The organism is Nocardioides sp. YR527 (assembly GCF_900101045.1).
Lineage (GTDB): Bacteria > Actinomycetota > Actinomycetes > Propionibacteriales > Nocardioidaceae > Nocardioides.
This window is the reverse complement of record NZ_FNFN01000009.1, coordinates 161,028-175,181: the sequence shown is the minus strand read 5'-3', so window position 1 is coordinate 175,181 and position 14,154 is coordinate 161,028. Positions and strand designations below refer to the sequence as shown.

Below are 14,154 nucleotides of genomic sequence, written 5' to 3'. Positions count from 1 at the left end.
GAGCCGCGTGCGTCAGGGCTTCTTCTCCCCCGCCTCGACCGCGACCGGGAGCCGGTTGCCGGCCGGCGGGAGCGGGCAGGTGGCGTGGTCGGTGTAGGCGCACGGCAGGTTGGTCGCGCGGTTGAAGTCGACCACCACCGTGCCGTCGGCGTCAGGTGCACCGACGGAGAGCGAGCGGTTGGCGGCGTACGTGGTCCGGCCCGAGGTCTCGTCCACGAACAGCACGTGCAGCGAGCCGGGCGCGAAGCCGGGGAAGGCGATGAGGCTGTGCACCGCGCCGCCGACCTCGAACTCGATCTCGCCGACCGCCTCGTAGACGTGCTCCAGGCCGTCGACGACCGAGCCGACGGTGGTCGGCACGGGCGCCGCGTACGCGACGAACCGCCCGGGCACGGCCCAGCTCGGGTCCGGCGCGTACGCCGCCGTCCCCTGGTAGCCGGTCAGGACCGGGTTGTCGGGGTGGCGGGGGCGGATGATGTCGCTGCCGCCGCGCCGGGCGATCTCGACGACCGCATCGCCGAACTCGGCGGTGATCCCGCCGCGCTCGTCGATGACGCCGAACGAGTGCCGGCCGGTGATCTCGACGCCGTCGACGACCAGCGACTCACCCGGGGCCAGCGAGACCACGATGCCCTCGGGGCCGCTCGACCAGGCGCCCGGCACGTCGTCGTACGTCTCCGGCGCCTCGCCGAGCCAGCGGATCGAGGTGATCGCGAGGAATCCGTGGGCCGAGGCGCGCTTCTTCTCGTGCTCCTCGTGCCACGCCGCCCAGTCCTGGGCGAAGGTGTCGGTGTCGGTGACGGTCATAGGTCCTCCCGGAAGGTTCAGAATGCCGGCTTCGGATTGAACTCCGACTTGTCCAGCTTTATGTCGGAAACGTCCCATTTCGTGAAGATCTTGTTGTAAGTCCCGTCGGCGATGAGCGCATTGATGGCGTCGACGAGCACCGGCGCGAGCGGTGACTTCTTGGCGACGACGAAGCCGACGTCGGTGAGGCTGAGCTCGCCGAGGTACTTCAGGCCGGGCTGGTGGGAGACCAGGTACTTCAGCGACAGGGTCGGCCCGAAGTAGAGGTCGGTCTTGCCGTTCTGCAGACCGAGCAGGATCGCGGCGTTGTCCTTGAAGTACTCGACCTCGTAGGCCTTCTTGCCCGCCTTCTCGCACTCCGCGGCGCCGTCCTCGAGGATCTGCTGGAAGCTGGAGCCCGGCGAGGTCGCCACCGTGTGCCCGCAGATGTCGGTCAGCGTCTCGACCTGGTCGAGATCGCTGTCCTCGCGGGTGACGAACGACTGCCCGTCGAGGAGATAGGTCGCGTAGTCGACCACCTTGATCCGCTCGGAGGTGACCGCGAAGTTGGCCTGGCCGACGTCGTACTTGCCGCTCTGGGTGCCCGGGACGATCGTCTCGAAGCTGCCGAACTCCGTCTTCCAGGTCACCCCGAGCTTGGCTGCCAGCGCGTTGCGCAGGTCGATGTCGAGACCGATCTGCTCACCGGACTGGTCCGAGCCGCCGTGCGGGAGCCCCTGCTCGCCGGTCGCCTCGGTGGTGCCGAGGACGAGGGTCTTCGACTTGCGTACGTCGGCGGGCAGCCGCTCGGTCAGCGCCGGGTCGGCCTGGACGCCGGAGACGACATCCTGGGTTGGGATCGCGGCCGGCTCCGCGGAGGCCGAGCCGTCCGATCCGATGCCACGCTCAGCGTCGCTGAGCGTGTCGGAGGCATTGCCGCATCCGGCGAGGGCGAGGGCCGCGAGGGCGACCAGGGCGAGCTTGAGCTTCACGGAACGGGGTCCTTTCGAGTGGGGGTCACAACACAGCGGAGAGGAACGCCCGAGCGCGCTCATGGGTGGGAGAGGCGAGTACGTCGTCGGGTGCCCCGGCCTCGACCAGGCGGCCCTCGTCGAGGAAGACGACCTGGTCGGCGACCTCGCGCGCGAAGCCGATCTCGTGGGTGACGACGATCATCGTGATCCCGGTCTGGGCGAGGTCCTTCATCACGCCGAGCACCTCGCCCACCATCTCGGGGTCGAGCGCGGAGGTCGGCTCGTCGAAGAGCATCAGGTCGGGTTCGACCGCGAGGGCGCGGGCGATCGCGACGCGCTGCTGCTGGCCACCCGACATCTGGCGCGGATAGGACCGCTCCCGGTCGGCCAGGCCGACCCGGTCGAGCAGCTCACGCCCGCGCGTCTCGGCCGCCCGGCGGCGTACGCCTGCGGCCAGCTGCCCTTCCAGGATGTTCTCCAGCGCGGTCTTGTGCGGGAACAGGTTGAACTGCTGGAAGACCATCCCGATCCGGCTGCGCTGTCGGGTGATCGCCCGGTCGGAGAGCTCCCTCAGGTGGGTGTTCTCACGCCGGTAGCCGATGATCTCGCCGTTCACCTCGACGAAGCCGGCGTCGGGCTTCTCCAGGTGGTTGACCGTACGCAGCAACGTGGACTTGCCCGAGCCCGACGGCCCCAGGACGACCGCCACCGAGCCGCGGGTGACGTCGAGGTCGATGCCATCGAGGACCGTGTGGGGGCCGAACCGTTTGGTCAGGCCGCGGACGCGCACGAGAGGCTCGCTCATCAGAGCACCTCCACGTCTCGACGGGGGCGTGACCGCGGCACGAGCGGGAGCTGACCCCGCCACAGCCGCCAGAATCCGGTGCGCGCGCCCTTGCCGCGGGCGTAGTAGCGCTCGATGAAGAACTGGATCGTCGACAGGATCGTGACCAGGATCAGGTACCAGATGGTGGCGACCAGCAGCAGCGGGATGACCAGGTAGTTCTGCGCGTAGATCAGCTGGACCGAGTAGAGCAGGTCCTGCACCGCGATCACCGAGACGATCGAGGTGCCCTTGAGGAGCCCGATCAGCAGGTTGCCGGAGGCCGGGATGATCGCCGGCATCGCCTGCGGCAGCACGATCCGCCAGAAGATCCGCGCGCTGGACAGGCCGAGCGCCTTGGCCGCCTCGGTCTGGCCCGCCTCGACCGAGACCAGGCCGCCGCGGATGATCTCCGCCGCGAACGCGGCGATGTCGAAGGTGAGTCCGACGAAGGCCGCGAGCAGACCACTGAACAGGTGAGCCGTCTCGATCGTCACGAACGGCTCCAGGAACGGGATCCCCAGGCTGAGCTGCGGATACAGCGAGGCCATCTGGAACCAGAAGAGCAGCTGCAGCAGCGGCGGAACGCTCCGGAAGAACCAGATGTAGACCGCGCTGACCGAGCTCAGCACCGGGTTCGAGGAGAGCCGCATGACGGCGAGCACGATGCCGAGCAGGTAGGAGCTCACCAGCACCGCGGCGGTCAGCCACAGGGTCAGCACCAGACCGTCGAGGATCGAGGGGCGCAGGAAGAACGCGCCGACCACGTCCCAGTGGTAGCGCGGGTTCGTCACCAGGCTCTTCACGATCCCGGCGACGACCAGCAGCACGAGCACCGCCGAGATCCACTGTCCCGGTTTGCGGCGTCCGACGAGCCGGGCATCGAGGAGCTCGTCGTCGCCCTCGCGAGCGAGCAGGGGGTGGCGACGTACGGCCTCATCAACACTCACGCGCGACCACCTCTATATGTCGAGTAACTTGCTCAACATTCTATCCGTAACGAGTTCTCCCGGGTGAGGCATCCGAGAAATGGGACGAGCCCCGAACCCAGGGGGTTCGGGGCTCGACGCGCGAGGGGCCGTAGATCTCAGACGTGGTAGTTCGGCGCCTCGGCGGTGACCTGGACGTCGTGGGGGTGCGACTCCTTGAGCGAAGCGGAGGTGATCCGCATGAAGCGGCCCTGGGTCTGCAGCTCGGGGATGGTGCGCGCGCCGACGTAGAACATGGTCTGGTGCAGGCCGCCGGTGAGCTGGTGGGCGACGGTGGCCAGTGAGCCCTTGTAGGCGACCTGACCCTCGACACCCTCGGGGACGATCATGTCGTCGTCGGTGACCTCGGCCTGGAAGTAGCGGTCCTTGGAGAAGGACTTCTTGCCGCGCGAGGACATGGCCCCCATCGAGCCCATGCCGCGGTAGGCCTTGAACTGCTTGCCGTTGATCAGGACCGTGTCACCGGGGGTCTCCTCGGTGCCGGCGAGCATCGAGCCGAGCATCACGGTGTCGGCACCGGCGACGATGGCCTTGCCGATCTCGCCGGAGTAGCGCAGACCGCCGTCGGCGATCACCGGCACGCCGGCGGGCTTGCAGGCCAGGGATGCCTCGTAGACGGCGGAGATCTGCGGCACACCGACGCCGGTGACGACGCGGGTGGTGCAGATCGAGCCCGGGCCGACGCCGACCTTGACCGCGTCTGCGCCCGCGTCGACGAAGCTCTGCGCGCCCTCCTTGGTCGCGACGTTGCCGCCGATGACCTGGACGTGCTTGGTGGCCGGGTCGGTCTTGAGGCGGCGGACCATGTCGATCAGCATGCGTACGTTGCCGTGGGCCGTGTCCGCGACGAGCACGTCGACACCGGCCTCGATGAGCGTGGTGGCCCGCTCCCACGCGTCACCGAAGTAGCCGATCGCGGCGCCGACGAGCAGCCGGCCCTGGGCGTCCTTGGAGGCGTCGGGGAACTGCTCGGACTTCACGAAGTCCTTGACGGTGATCAGGCCGGTGATGCGGCCGTCGGTGTCGACCAGCGGAAGCCGCTCGAGCTTGTGCTGGCGCAGCAGCTTGGTGGCCTCTTCGCGGGAGATCTCGGCGGGGCCGGTGATCAGGTCCTTGGAGGTCATCACCTCGTTGACCTTCGTGGTCGCCCACTCCGCGACCGGGGTGAACCGGAGGTCGCGGTTGGTGATGATGCCGATCAGCTTCTGGTCGACGTCGACGACCGGGAAGCCGGAGATCCGGTATTCACCGGCGAGCTTGTCGAGCTGCTCCAGCGTCGCGTCGGGGCCGATGGTGACCGGGTTGGAGATGATCCCGGTCTGGGTGCGCTTGACCAGGTCGACCTGGTAGGCCTGATCCTCGATCGACAGGTTGCGGTGGAGCACGCCGATACCGCCCTGGCGGGCCATCGCGATCGCCATCCGGGACTCGGTCACGGTGTCCATCGCCGCGGAGATCAGCGGGACCCGCAGGTTGATCTCGCGGGTCAGCCGGGAGGTCGTATCGATGTCGGACGGCGCCAGATCCGAGTATCCAGGCATCAGGAGTACGTCGTCGTAGGTGAGGCCGAGCGTCGCGAACTTCTCCGGGATCTCCATGAAGAGATTCTACGGTCCGGCTCGCGTGTCCCCGAAAACGCCAGGAGTCATCCCGAAGAAATCAGGTCTGCAACGGTTTGAGGTCCCGCACCGGAACCTTGACGGTCAGCAGGTCGCCGGCCATCCGGATCCGTCCGCGCATCCCGGCGGCGAGAACCATGGGCAGCACCGCCTGGTTGTCGGACTGGGTGGTGAGCAGGATCTCGTCGGCGCCGAGCATGTGCGCGAGCCTGGCGGTGTCGACCAGCAGCCGGGTGCCGATGCCGCGGCGCTGCCAGGCCGGGTCGACGCGCAGGTTGACGACACGTACGTTCTCGTCGTCCTCGGTCGGGGCCAGGACCTCGCCGATGCCGACGGCGACGCCGTCGATCAGTGCGGTGACGGTCTCCCCGGTGACGACGAGCTCGGGGGTGCTTCCGGTGCCCAGCCGGCGGACGGGCGGGGTGGTGCCGATGGCCGCGGACTCGCGGCTGCGGTCGAGGACGTCGTTGACCAGGTCGGCCATCGCGGACCCACGGGCGTGCTCGGTCGCGGTGAAGGGTGCGGTGCGGTGCAGCTGGACGTCGACGTCGGCGACCCGCAGCTCCATGGTGTCGTGGACGACCCCGGGCGGGGCCTCGGCCTCGGCGTCGAAGAGCTGGGCGACCACCTCCGGGAACGACATCGGCCGCTCCAGGACGTGCCGGGCCGCTTGCACGTAGCGCGTCGGCTGGTCGGCGAGCGCAGCCTCGTTGGCGGTCTGGATCACCATGTCGCACCCGCCGGCCGAGGCCAGCAGCTCAGCCACGCGCAGGTCGTCCCAGCCCGGTGGCGTACGCAGCACGAACTCGTCGGTCACCTCTTCCAGCCCGGGGAAGATCTGCATCCCCAGGATGTTGACCCCGGCCTCACCGCAGCGCTGCGCCAGCGCCGCCAGCGTGCCCGGTCGGTCCGGCAGCGTCGTACGTACTCTCCACAACATCGTCCCCACCATGCGCCCTAGTCTGCCTGTTTCGCTGTTTCTGGTCCGTTACCCAGGGTTAAACCTTCGGCCCGGCTCAGTCTGCGGGCGGCCGCGGCGGGGTCCGCTCGCCCGCCTCGACGAGCACGTCGATGTGGTTGGTCGCGGGCGGGAGCGGGCAGGTGGCGTGGGTCGTGTAGGCGCAGGGCATGTTCGCGGCGCGGTTGAAGTCGAGGATGACGGTGCCGTCGACCGGCGGCTCGACGGCTAGCTGGCGGCAGGCGGCGTAGGTCGTCACGCCGCTGGTCTCGTCGGTGAACAGCAGCCACAGCTCGCCGTCGCCACCGTCGAACGCGATCAGCCGCTGCGGCCGACCACCCACCTCGAACGCGACCTCCCCCACGGCGTCGATGACGCTCGAACGGCCCTCGACCACGGAGCCGACCGAGATCGGGCGGCTCGTCTCGTAGGCGGTGAATGCGGCCTTGATCTGCCACGACGGGTCCGGAGCGTACGTCGGTGTGCCGGTGTAGTCGCGCAGGAACGGCCCGTCGGGCTGCCGCGGCCGCAGGACCGGAGTGCCGAAGCGGTCGGCGACCTCGACCGTTCCGCCGTCGAAGGTCGCGGTCACACCGTACGGATCCACGTGACCGAAAACGTACCGACCGGCGAGGGTCGTCCCGCCGAGCTCGAGCCACTCACCTTCGCCGAGCTCGACGACAGCGCCCTCCGGACCGGTCGACCAGACCCCCGGGACCCCGGGAAACCGCACCGGCCTGCGCCCCAGCCAGTGCAGGGCGGTGATCGCGAGGAAACCTTCGGGGCTTCTCAGCTCGGCTTCCCGCTCATCGCGCCACCGTTGCCAAGCCCGCTCGAAAGTCACGCGCTGCACTCTACAAAGAGTTGCGTTGCCAGGTCTTGCAATGATCGCCGAACTTTACCTCGGGTTTACCTTCGGCGCGCCTGATCCTTCGCCCGCGCGAGCCTGGCCAGCCGGATCGTGCCGCGGGCCGCGGTGACCAGGACGAGGTACCAGATCGCCGCCACCACCAGCAGCGGGATGATCAGGTGGTTGCGCTCCTCGAGCGCCTGGACGACCCCGAGCAGGTCGGTGATCGAGAGCACCGAGACCAGGCTCGTCACCTGGAGCGTCGTCACCAGGAGGTCGCCCAGCGCGGTCAGCCGGTCACCACCCGGGAGAGCCCTCGCCGCGTACGCTCCCATCGCCAGCGCCAGCCCCGCGATCGCCGCGTAGACCGGCGTGACCAGCCGGACCGCGTCGATGTGCACCCCCGGGATCCCGAAGGTGATGTCGGGAAAGACCAGCGCGATGTTGCTCCACAGCAGCAGCTGGACGAGCACCGGGACGCTGCCGAAGACCCAGACGTACGCCGCCGCGATCCCGCTCAGCACCGGGTTTCCCGACCTCTCCATCGAGATCGCGACGAGTCCGATCGCCCAGGCCACCGCGAAGACCAGCGCGGTCAGCCGGATCGTGAGCCAGACGCCGGCCAGGACGTCCGGGTGGAGCAGATGCCCGAGGACCGCACCCGGGAGCAGGTTCTCGTTGGCCACCAGGCTCCACAGGAACCTCGCGAGGAGTAGGGCGAGGAGGGCGGCGATCACCCATTCGACTGTGTTGGTCTCGACACGCCTCCGCCTAGCGGCTCCGGCGGCTCGACCAGCGTCCCCGTCGGTCGAGCCGCGAGCGCCAGCGAGCGTGTCGAGACCAACACAGTCGTCGTCGGCAGCCGTCTCGGTCATCGAGGTGAACCATGGCCTCACCTGGTGACCAGAAGGTTTCGACGAGCTGGTCATTCACTGAAATCGCCGAGTCGGCGCATCTGTCCCATCCCGCTCGCTTCGCTTCGCTTCGCGAGACATGGGACAGATGCGCCGACTCGGCTGCTTGTCAGTAGGAGGGCTGAGCCTGGACGTTCAGCTCATCGAACCTGACCCGCTTCGCCGAGGCGACCCGCGGGTCGCGCAGGTCGAAGACGTCGAAGCCGCGCTGGATCTCGTTGGAGTAGATGTAGCCGTTGTAGTAGTAGGTCGACCAGGGCCCGGCGATCGTCGTGGTGTCCTCGAACGGACCACGGTCGAACCAGGCGATCTCCTTCGGGTTGGCGGAGTCGGTGAAGTCGTAGACCGACACACCACCCTGATACCAGGCCTGGACCATGATGTCCTTGCCCTTGACCGGGATCAGCGAGCCGTTGTGGGCGACGCAGTTCTCGGTGTTGGACTGGGTGCGCGGGATCTTGTAGTAGGACTTGAAGACGAGCTGGCCGCCCTCGATGTCGTAGATGCCGTTGGCGCCTTTCTCCATCCCGGTCTCCGGGTTGCAGGTCGGCGCACCGCCGCCGCCTAGCTCGTCGGTGAAGACGACCTTGGTGCCGGTGTTGTTGAAGGTGGCCGAGTGCCAGAACGCGAAGTTCGCGGTGTCGGTGACCTGCTCGGTCACCACCGGGTTCTCACGGTCGGAGATGTCCATCAGGATGCCGTCGCCCATGCAGGCGCCGGCGGCGATGTCCTTGGACGGGTAGGTGGTGATGTCGTGGCAGCCGGCGGTGTTGGTGTATCCGCCGTCAGGGAACAGCACCGGCTCGTTGACCACCGCGGCCCGCTCCGGCGCCCGCTTCGGGATCTTCACGATGCTGATCCGGTCGTGCGGGGGCTGGCAGTCAGGGTACTCAGCGCGCGGACCGTAGGAGGAGACGTACGCATAGACCGATCGTCTGTCCTTGCTCGGCGCCAGCGAGTGGGTGTGGGAGCCGCACTTGGTCTCGACCGCCGCGACGTACTGCGGGTCTCTCGGGTTGCTGATGTCGAAGACGCGGATGCCTTCCCACGACTCCTTGATCGTGGCCGGCTGCGCCACGTTGTCGCAGGTGTTGTTGCTGCGGCTGGAGTCGACCGAGAGGACCAGCAGGTCGTCATAGACGGAGATGTCGTTCTGGGACCCGGGGCAGACGTACTGCTTCACGAGTCGAGGGCGGGTCGGGTTCTTGATGTCGATGACGTTGAACCCGTTGTAGTTGCCCGCGAACGCGTAGCGCCCCTGGAAGGCGAGGTCGCTGTTGAGGGCGGTGGTGGGCGTGAAGGCACCCGACTTGGGGATGTTGGCGATCAGGCGCATGTTGGGTGTGCCGTCGGACTCGCCGGCGGGTACCACCGGATTGTTGGCGCCGAGGTTGGCGAGGTCGTTGCCGGCGACGCAGGCGGAGGCGAAGTTGTCTCCGAGCTTGGTGATCGCCTGCTTCTCCTCGGCGGTGCAGCTCGTCTGGGCCTCGGGAGCATCGGTGGTCTCGGTGCTCTCGGTTCCGTGGGTATGGGACTCGTCTGCGGAGGACGGGGCGGCGACGGCCAGCCCTCCTGCGACAACCATGACCACCGCGATGGGGGCCAGGTATTGGGTGGGTCGTCTAAGCCTCATGTTCGCAAGCCTTCCGAGTCGGCCGCCGTGGGGTGGCACGGGCAGGACCTCTCAACTTTAGTAAAAGTCGTACACGGGAGGCATGGAATGTGAATAAATTGTTCACCTCTGCGGGATCTCGGAAGGAGACACATGCCCGGTCGGCGGTTCGGTCTCATCACCTCGGGTGTCGTCTTGGTGGCGATCTCGCTCGGCGGGTGCGGGGGCTCCTCGGACGCCGGGCACGGCGACCACGGCGGACATTCGCCCAGCCCGGCGGCGGCCACCCAGTCGGCCCCCGTGGTCCAGGGCGGAGCGCCGGGTGAGGCCGCGGCGACGATCTCACCCTCGGCCGCTGCCACGGACCCGTGGACCCAGACCGATGCCGACTTCGTGACGATGATGATCCCGCACCACGCCCAGGCGCTGGAGATGACCCGGCTGGCCCGCGAGCACGGCGTCCACCCCGAGGTCGTGTCCTTGGCCAAGCGCATCGAGTCGGCCCAGGGTCCCGAGATCGTGGCGATGAGCGGCTGGCTCAACACCCGCGGGCTGCGGGTGCCGCGCGCCTCGGACCCCGCGCACACCATGGCCGGCATGCTCACGCCGGATCAGATGAGCGAGCTCGGCAAGGCCCGTGGTGAGAAGTTCGACCGGCTCTTCCTGACCGGGATGATCCAGCACCACCAGGGCGCTCTCGAGATGGTCGAGCCGATGGCCGCCCAGGGCAGCGACGCGCTGGCGATCGAGATGGCGATGGACGTCGAGGCCACCCAGTCGGTCGAGATCGACATCATGGAGAAGCTGCTCCAAGAGCTGTGAGAACCGGTACGGTTCCGCGGTGCCCCTCGCCCCCGCCCGCCGTCGACGCGTCCTGATCGGCTCCGCCGTCGTCCTCTGCCTCGCCCTGATCACGACTGCGCTGGTCTACACCGGCGTCGTGATGCCGACCCGGCTGTTCGCGGCGAAGTACGACGTACGCGGCATCGACGTCTCCCACCACAACGGCACCGTCGACTGGCCACGGGTCGCCGAGCAGGACATCGACTTCGCCTGGATCAAGGCGACCGAGGGCTCGGCGCACGTGGACACACGCTTCGCGGCCAACTGGGCCGAGGCCCGGCGAGCCGGGCTCGCGACCGGCGCCTACCACTTCATGAGCTTCGAGAGCCCGGGCGCCGACCAGGCGCACAACATGATCGCCACGGTGCCCCGTGTGGCCGGCACCCTCGCCCCGGTCGTCGACCTGGAGCCCTATGGCTCCTTCAAGGGGAACCTGCCGCCCGCGACCGAGGTCCGCACCATCCTCGACCCGCTGCTGGCCAAGCTCGAGGCGCACTACGGCATCGCGCCGGTCATCTACACCACGCCGTCGGCCTACCGCGCCTACCTGGTCGACGCCTACCCCGACAACCCCATCTGGTTCCGCTCCGTCGCATGGCCGCCCCGGGTCCCCGACGGACGGTCGTGGACCATCTGGCAGTACTCCAACCGAGACCGGCTCAAGGGCGTCGGCAGCGAGGACGAGGCGTACGTGGACATGAACGTGCTCTCGGACGACACCGATCTCGACGAGCTGGTCGTTCGCTGAAATCGCCGAGTCGGCGCATCTGGGACAGATGCGCCGACTCGACTATGCCTCAGTGGCCGTGACCGTGGCCGTGACCGGCCGCGGGCGCCTCTTCCTCTTCCGGCTTGTCGACGACCAGGGTCTCGGTCGTGAGCAGCATGCCCGCGATCGAGGTGGCGTTGATCAGCGCGGAGCGGGTGACCTTGACGGGGTCGATGACGCCCTGGGCGACCAGGTCGCCGTACTCACCCGTGGCGGCGTTGAAGCCCTGCCCGACACCGAGGTCGCGGACCTTGGTGGTGATGACGTAGCCGTTGTCGCCACCGTTCTCGGCGATCCAGCGCAGCGGCTCGTCGGCGGCCTTGCGGACGACGCGTACGCCGACCGCCTCGTCGCCCTCGAGGCCGAGGTCCTTCTCCAGAACGGAGACGGCGTGGATCAGCGCGGAGCCACCGCCGGCGACGATGCCCTCCTCGATGGCGGCGCGGGTCGCGGAGACAGCGTCCTCGATGCGGTGCTTCTTCTCCTTGAGCTCCACCTCGGTGTGAGCGCCGACCTTGATCACGCAGACGCCACCGGCGAGCTTGGCGAGGCGCTCCTGGAGCTTCTCGCGGTCCCAGTCGGAGTCGGTGCGCTCGATCTCGGACTTGATCTCGTTGACGCGACCCTCGACCGCGGCAGCGTCGCCGCCGCCTTCGACGATCGTGGTGTTGTCCTTCGTGACCGTGATCCGGCGAGCGGTGCCGAGCACCTCGAGGCCGACCTGGTCGAGCTTGAGGCCGACCTCCTCGGCGACGACCTGCGCGCCGGTGAGGATCGCGATGTCCTGCAGCATGGCCTTGCGGCGGTCACCGAACGCGGGCGCCTTGACGGCGGTCGCGTTGAAGGTGCCCTTGATCTTGTTCACGACCAGGGTCGAGAGGGCTTCGCCCTCGACGTCCTCGGCGATGATGAACAGCGGCTTGCCGGCGGCGATGACCTTCTCCAGCAGCGGCAGGAGCTCCTGGATGGAGCTGATCTTGCCCTGGACGAGCAGGATCAGCGGGTCGTCGATGACGGCCTCCATCCGCTCCTGGTCGGTCACGAAGTACTGAGAGATGTAGCCCTTGTCGAACTGCATACCCTCGGTGAACTCGAGCTCGGTGCCGGTGGTGTTGGACTCCTCGACGGTGATGACACCATCCTTGCCCACCTTGGCGAAGGCCTCGGCGAGGATCTCGCCGATCTTCGCGTCGCGGGAGGAGATCGTGGCGACCGAGGCCATGTCGGACTCGTCGACGACCTCACGGGCGGCGGCACGCAGCGCGTCGCCGACGGCGGCCGCGGCGGCGTCCATACCGCGCTTGAGGCTCATCGGGTTCGCGCCGGCGGCAACCGCGCGCAGACCCTCGTGGACCATCGCCTGGGCGAGGACGGTCGCGGTGGTCGTACCGTCACCAGCGATGTCGTTGGTCTTGGTCGCAACCTCCTTGGTGAGCTGAGCACCAAGGTTCTCGAACGGGTCGTCCAGCTCGATCTCACGCGCGACGGTGACACCGTCGTTGGTGATGGTCGGGGCGCCCCACTTCTTGTCGAGGACGACGTAGCGGCCCTTGGGGCCCAGCGTCACCTTGACGGCGTTGGCGAGGGCGTCGACGCCACGCTCGAGGGCGCGGCGGGCGTTCTCGTCGAACTCCAGGATCTTCGGCATATGCATTTACTCCCTAGTACGCAGTGCGCGGCCGTGGCCCCAGGACTACTAACCCCGTCGGCCCGGCCGCGCTGTGCGAGACGGATGACGTCAGGCGATGACCGCGAGGATGTCGCGGGCCGAGAGGATGAGGTACTCCTCGCCGGCGTACTTCACCTCGGTGCCGCCGTACTTGCTGTAGATGACCTTGTCGCCCACGGCGACGTCGAGCGGGACGCGGTTGCCCTTGTCGTCGATACGACCCGGGCCGAGCGCCAGGACCTCGCCCTCCTGGGGCTTCTCCTTGGCGGTGTCCGGGATGACCAGACCGGAGGCGGTGGTCTGCTCGGCCTCGACGGCCTTGACGACGATCCGGTCCTCAAGAGGCTTGATGTTGACCGACACTGTGTCGACCTCCCCATTTCTTTTCTACGGAGTCAGACTTCGGTGGGTGTTGCTACGTCTGTGCTTGCGATCTGCCACGTACGCCGTCGCGGGGGTCGCACCCGGCTCGCAAGCGCTGGCACACTCAAGGGGAGAGTGCCAGAGCAGACGTTAGCACTCGACTGCAATGAGTGCCAGCAAAGCCCGGTCTATCGCCGTCCGGGGAGCCGCACGAAGATTGCGATCGCCCCGCCGAGGAGACCGACGATGACGATGCTTCCGGCGACGACGAGCGCACGCAGGCTCTCGTCGTCGTCCTCGGCGCGCTCGGCGAGCGAGGTGACCTTGAGCTCTTCGCCGTCGCTCAGGGCCGTCATCTGCGAGCCGTCCGGGGAGACCTCGGCAGAGGCCGAGCGGCTCGGCTCCGACTCGGACGCACGAGCCTCCGGCGTACGTTCCGGCTGCTCGTCCTGCTCAGCGTCTCCCGACGGCGCCGGCTCGACGCTCGTCTGGTTGTTCTGGCCTGCCGGCTCGCTCTGCTCGGGCTCGGCCGACTCTTCGTCACCGCCCGACCCGTTCCCGGCACCCTCGTCCTCGTCATCGTCCGAGCCGTTGCCGTTCCCGTTGCCATTGCCGTTTCCGTTTCCGTTGCCGGGGTCGGGGTCGGGTTGCTCGGACGCCGGGATCTTGACGTACGTCACCGAGTAGCCCCTCAACGGACGCCCCTCGCTGCCCCAGACGGTCGTGGTGCGCTGCGGCGGCTCCAGGGTGTGCACCTCCGAGCGGCCGTGACGGCCATCGCTGTCCACACAGTAGGAAGCGATCAGGTAGCCGTCGGGCGCCACCGCCGTGGCGGAGTACTCACCGTCCAGGTCGTGGTAGCCATCGCTCTGCGAGCAGTAGCGGACCGGGGTCACCGAATCCGCGGAAGCGGGCGCGGCGAACAGTAACGAGAGCAGTGTCATGACTGCTGCGAGTGCCCCGAGGCTCTCCAGGATTCGACGTG

14 protein-coding genes are annotated in these 14,154 nt (G+C 68.2%); 2 read left to right on the top strand and 12 right to left on the bottom strand.

All coding sequences use genetic code 11. From position 1 onward, the window contains the following. Positions 1–12 precede the first annotated feature (12 nt). The 9 genes from BLT25_RS24750 to BLT25_RS24710 form a co-directional block, all read right to left on the bottom strand. Positions 13–807 (bottom strand): DUF1684 domain-containing protein, encoded by a 795-nt coding sequence (locus BLT25_RS24750; protein WP_091051821.1) that lies wholly within the window; start codon positions 805–807, stop codon positions 13–15. A 17-nt stretch (positions 808–824) separates the two neighbouring features. Continuing rightward, the gene (locus BLT25_RS24745; RefSeq protein WP_091051819.1) at positions 825–1,778 is read right to left on the bottom strand and encodes a transporter substrate-binding domain-containing protein; all 954 of its coding nucleotides are present in this window, start codon (positions 1,776–1,778) and stop codon (positions 825–827) included. Positions 1,779–1,803: 25 nt separating this feature from the next. Then, on the bottom strand, positions 1,804–2,565 hold the full coding sequence (locus BLT25_RS24740) for an amino acid ABC transporter ATP-binding protein (protein WP_091051818.1): 762 nt from the start codon (positions 2,563–2,565) through the stop codon (positions 1,804–1,806). Further along, positions 2,565–3,533, bottom strand: coding sequence for an amino acid ABC transporter permease (locus BLT25_RS24735; RefSeq protein WP_091051816.1), 969 nt, complete (start codon positions 3,531–3,533; stop codon positions 2,565–2,567). The genes BLT25_RS24740 and BLT25_RS24735 overlap by 1 nt, the downstream gene beginning before the upstream one ends. A 137-nt stretch (positions 3,534–3,670) precedes the next feature. Next, a complete protein-coding gene (gene guaB / locus BLT25_RS24730; RefSeq protein ID WP_091051815.1) occupies positions 3,671–5,170 on the bottom strand; it encodes an IMP dehydrogenase in 1,500 nt (499 codons plus the stop codon). 61 nt (positions 5,171–5,231) lie between these two features. Further along, complete coding sequence (locus BLT25_RS24725) at positions 5,232–6,131, bottom strand: GNAT family N-acetyltransferase (RefSeq protein WP_256328774.1); 900 nt, start codon at positions 6,129–6,131, stop codon at positions 5,232–5,234. A gap of 76 nt (positions 6,132–6,207) precedes the next feature. After that, entirely contained in the window at positions 6,208–6,993 is a 786-nt protein-coding gene (locus BLT25_RS24720) for a DUF1684 domain-containing protein (protein WP_256328773.1), read from the bottom strand. A 65-nt stretch (positions 6,994–7,058) separates the two neighbouring features. Next, entirely contained in the window at positions 7,059–7,874 is an 816-nt protein-coding gene (locus BLT25_RS24715; protein WP_091051810.1) for a hypothetical protein, read from the bottom strand. A gap of 148 nt (positions 7,875–8,022) precedes the next feature. Further along, positions 8,023–9,546: an LVIVD repeat-containing protein gene (locus BLT25_RS24710; protein ID WP_091051807.1), complete on the bottom strand. Its 1,524-nt coding sequence runs from the start codon at positions 9,544–9,546 to the stop codon at positions 8,023–8,025. Between the two features lie 132 nt (positions 9,547–9,678). Here BLT25_RS24710 and BLT25_RS24705 point away from each other — a divergent pair, with 132 nt between their 5' ends. Together BLT25_RS24705 and BLT25_RS24700 are read left to right on the top strand one after the other, a co-directional pair. After that, entirely contained in the window at positions 9,679–10,347 is a 669-nt protein-coding gene (locus tag BLT25_RS24705; RefSeq protein ID WP_091051805.1) for a DUF305 domain-containing protein, read from the top strand. 19 nt (positions 10,348–10,366) lie between these two features. Further along, positions 10,367–11,116: a glycoside hydrolase family 25 protein gene (locus tag BLT25_RS24700; RefSeq protein WP_091051802.1), complete on the top strand. Its 750-nt coding sequence runs from the start codon at positions 10,367–10,369 to the stop codon at positions 11,114–11,116. A gap of 49 nt (positions 11,117–11,165) precedes the next feature. On the opposite strand, the gene groL is transcribed toward BLT25_RS24700, so the two are convergent. The 3 genes from groL to BLT25_RS24685 all read right to left on the bottom strand — a co-directional run bounded on the left by groL (position 11,166) and on the right by BLT25_RS24685 (position 14,113). Next, on the bottom strand, positions 11,166–12,785 hold the full coding sequence (gene groL, locus BLT25_RS24695; RefSeq protein ID WP_091051800.1) for a chaperonin GroEL: 1,620 nt from the start codon (positions 12,783–12,785) through the stop codon (positions 11,166–11,168). Positions 12,786–12,875: 90 nt separating this feature from the next. Next, the gene (gene groES / locus BLT25_RS24690) at positions 12,876–13,169 is read right to left on the bottom strand and encodes a co-chaperone GroES (RefSeq protein WP_008362423.1); all 294 of its coding nucleotides are present in this window, start codon (positions 13,167–13,169) and stop codon (positions 12,876–12,878) included. 188 nt (positions 13,170–13,357) lie between these two features. Beyond that, positions 13,358–14,113: a hypothetical protein gene (locus BLT25_RS24685; protein ID WP_091051797.1), complete on the bottom strand. Its 756-nt coding sequence runs from the start codon at positions 14,111–14,113 to the stop codon at positions 13,358–13,360. Between the last annotated feature and the right edge of the window lie 41 nt (positions 14,114–14,154).

Excerpts from the sequence above, each read along its gene's own strand:
- BLT25_RS24715 (WP_091051810.1), bottom strand. The coding sequence starts at position 7,874 with ATGACCGAGACGGCTGCCGACGACGACTGTGTTGGTCTCGACACGCTC.
- BLT25_RS24740 (WP_091051818.1), bottom strand. The coding sequence starts at position 2,565 with ATGAGCGAGCCTCTCGTGCGCGTCCGCGGCCTGACCAAACGGTTCGGC.
- guaB (WP_091051815.1), bottom strand. The coding sequence starts at position 5,170 with ATGGAGATCCCGGAGAAGTTCGCGACGCTCGGCCTCACCTACGACGAC.
- BLT25_RS24710 (WP_091051807.1), bottom strand. The coding sequence starts at position 9,546 with ATGAGGCTTAGACGACCCACCCAATACCTGGCCCCCATCGCGGTGGTC.
- groL (WP_091051800.1), bottom strand. The coding sequence starts at position 12,785 with ATGCCGAAGATCCTGGAGTTCGACGAGAACGCCCGCCGCGCCCTCGAG.
- BLT25_RS24725 (WP_256328774.1), bottom strand. The coding sequence starts at position 6,131 with ATGTTGTGGAGAGTACGTACGACGCTGCCGGACCGACCGGGCACGCTG.
- BLT25_RS24685 (WP_091051797.1), bottom strand. The coding sequence starts at position 14,113 with ATGACACTGCTCTCGTTACTGTTCGCCGCGCCCGCTTCCGCGGATTCG.
- BLT25_RS24705 (WP_091051805.1), top strand. The coding sequence starts at position 9,679 with ATGCCCGGTCGGCGGTTCGGTCTCATCACCTCGGGTGTCGTCTTGGTG.
- BLT25_RS24750 (WP_091051821.1), bottom strand. The coding sequence starts at position 807 with ATGACCGTCACCGACACCGACACCTTCGCCCAGGACTGGGCGGCGTGG.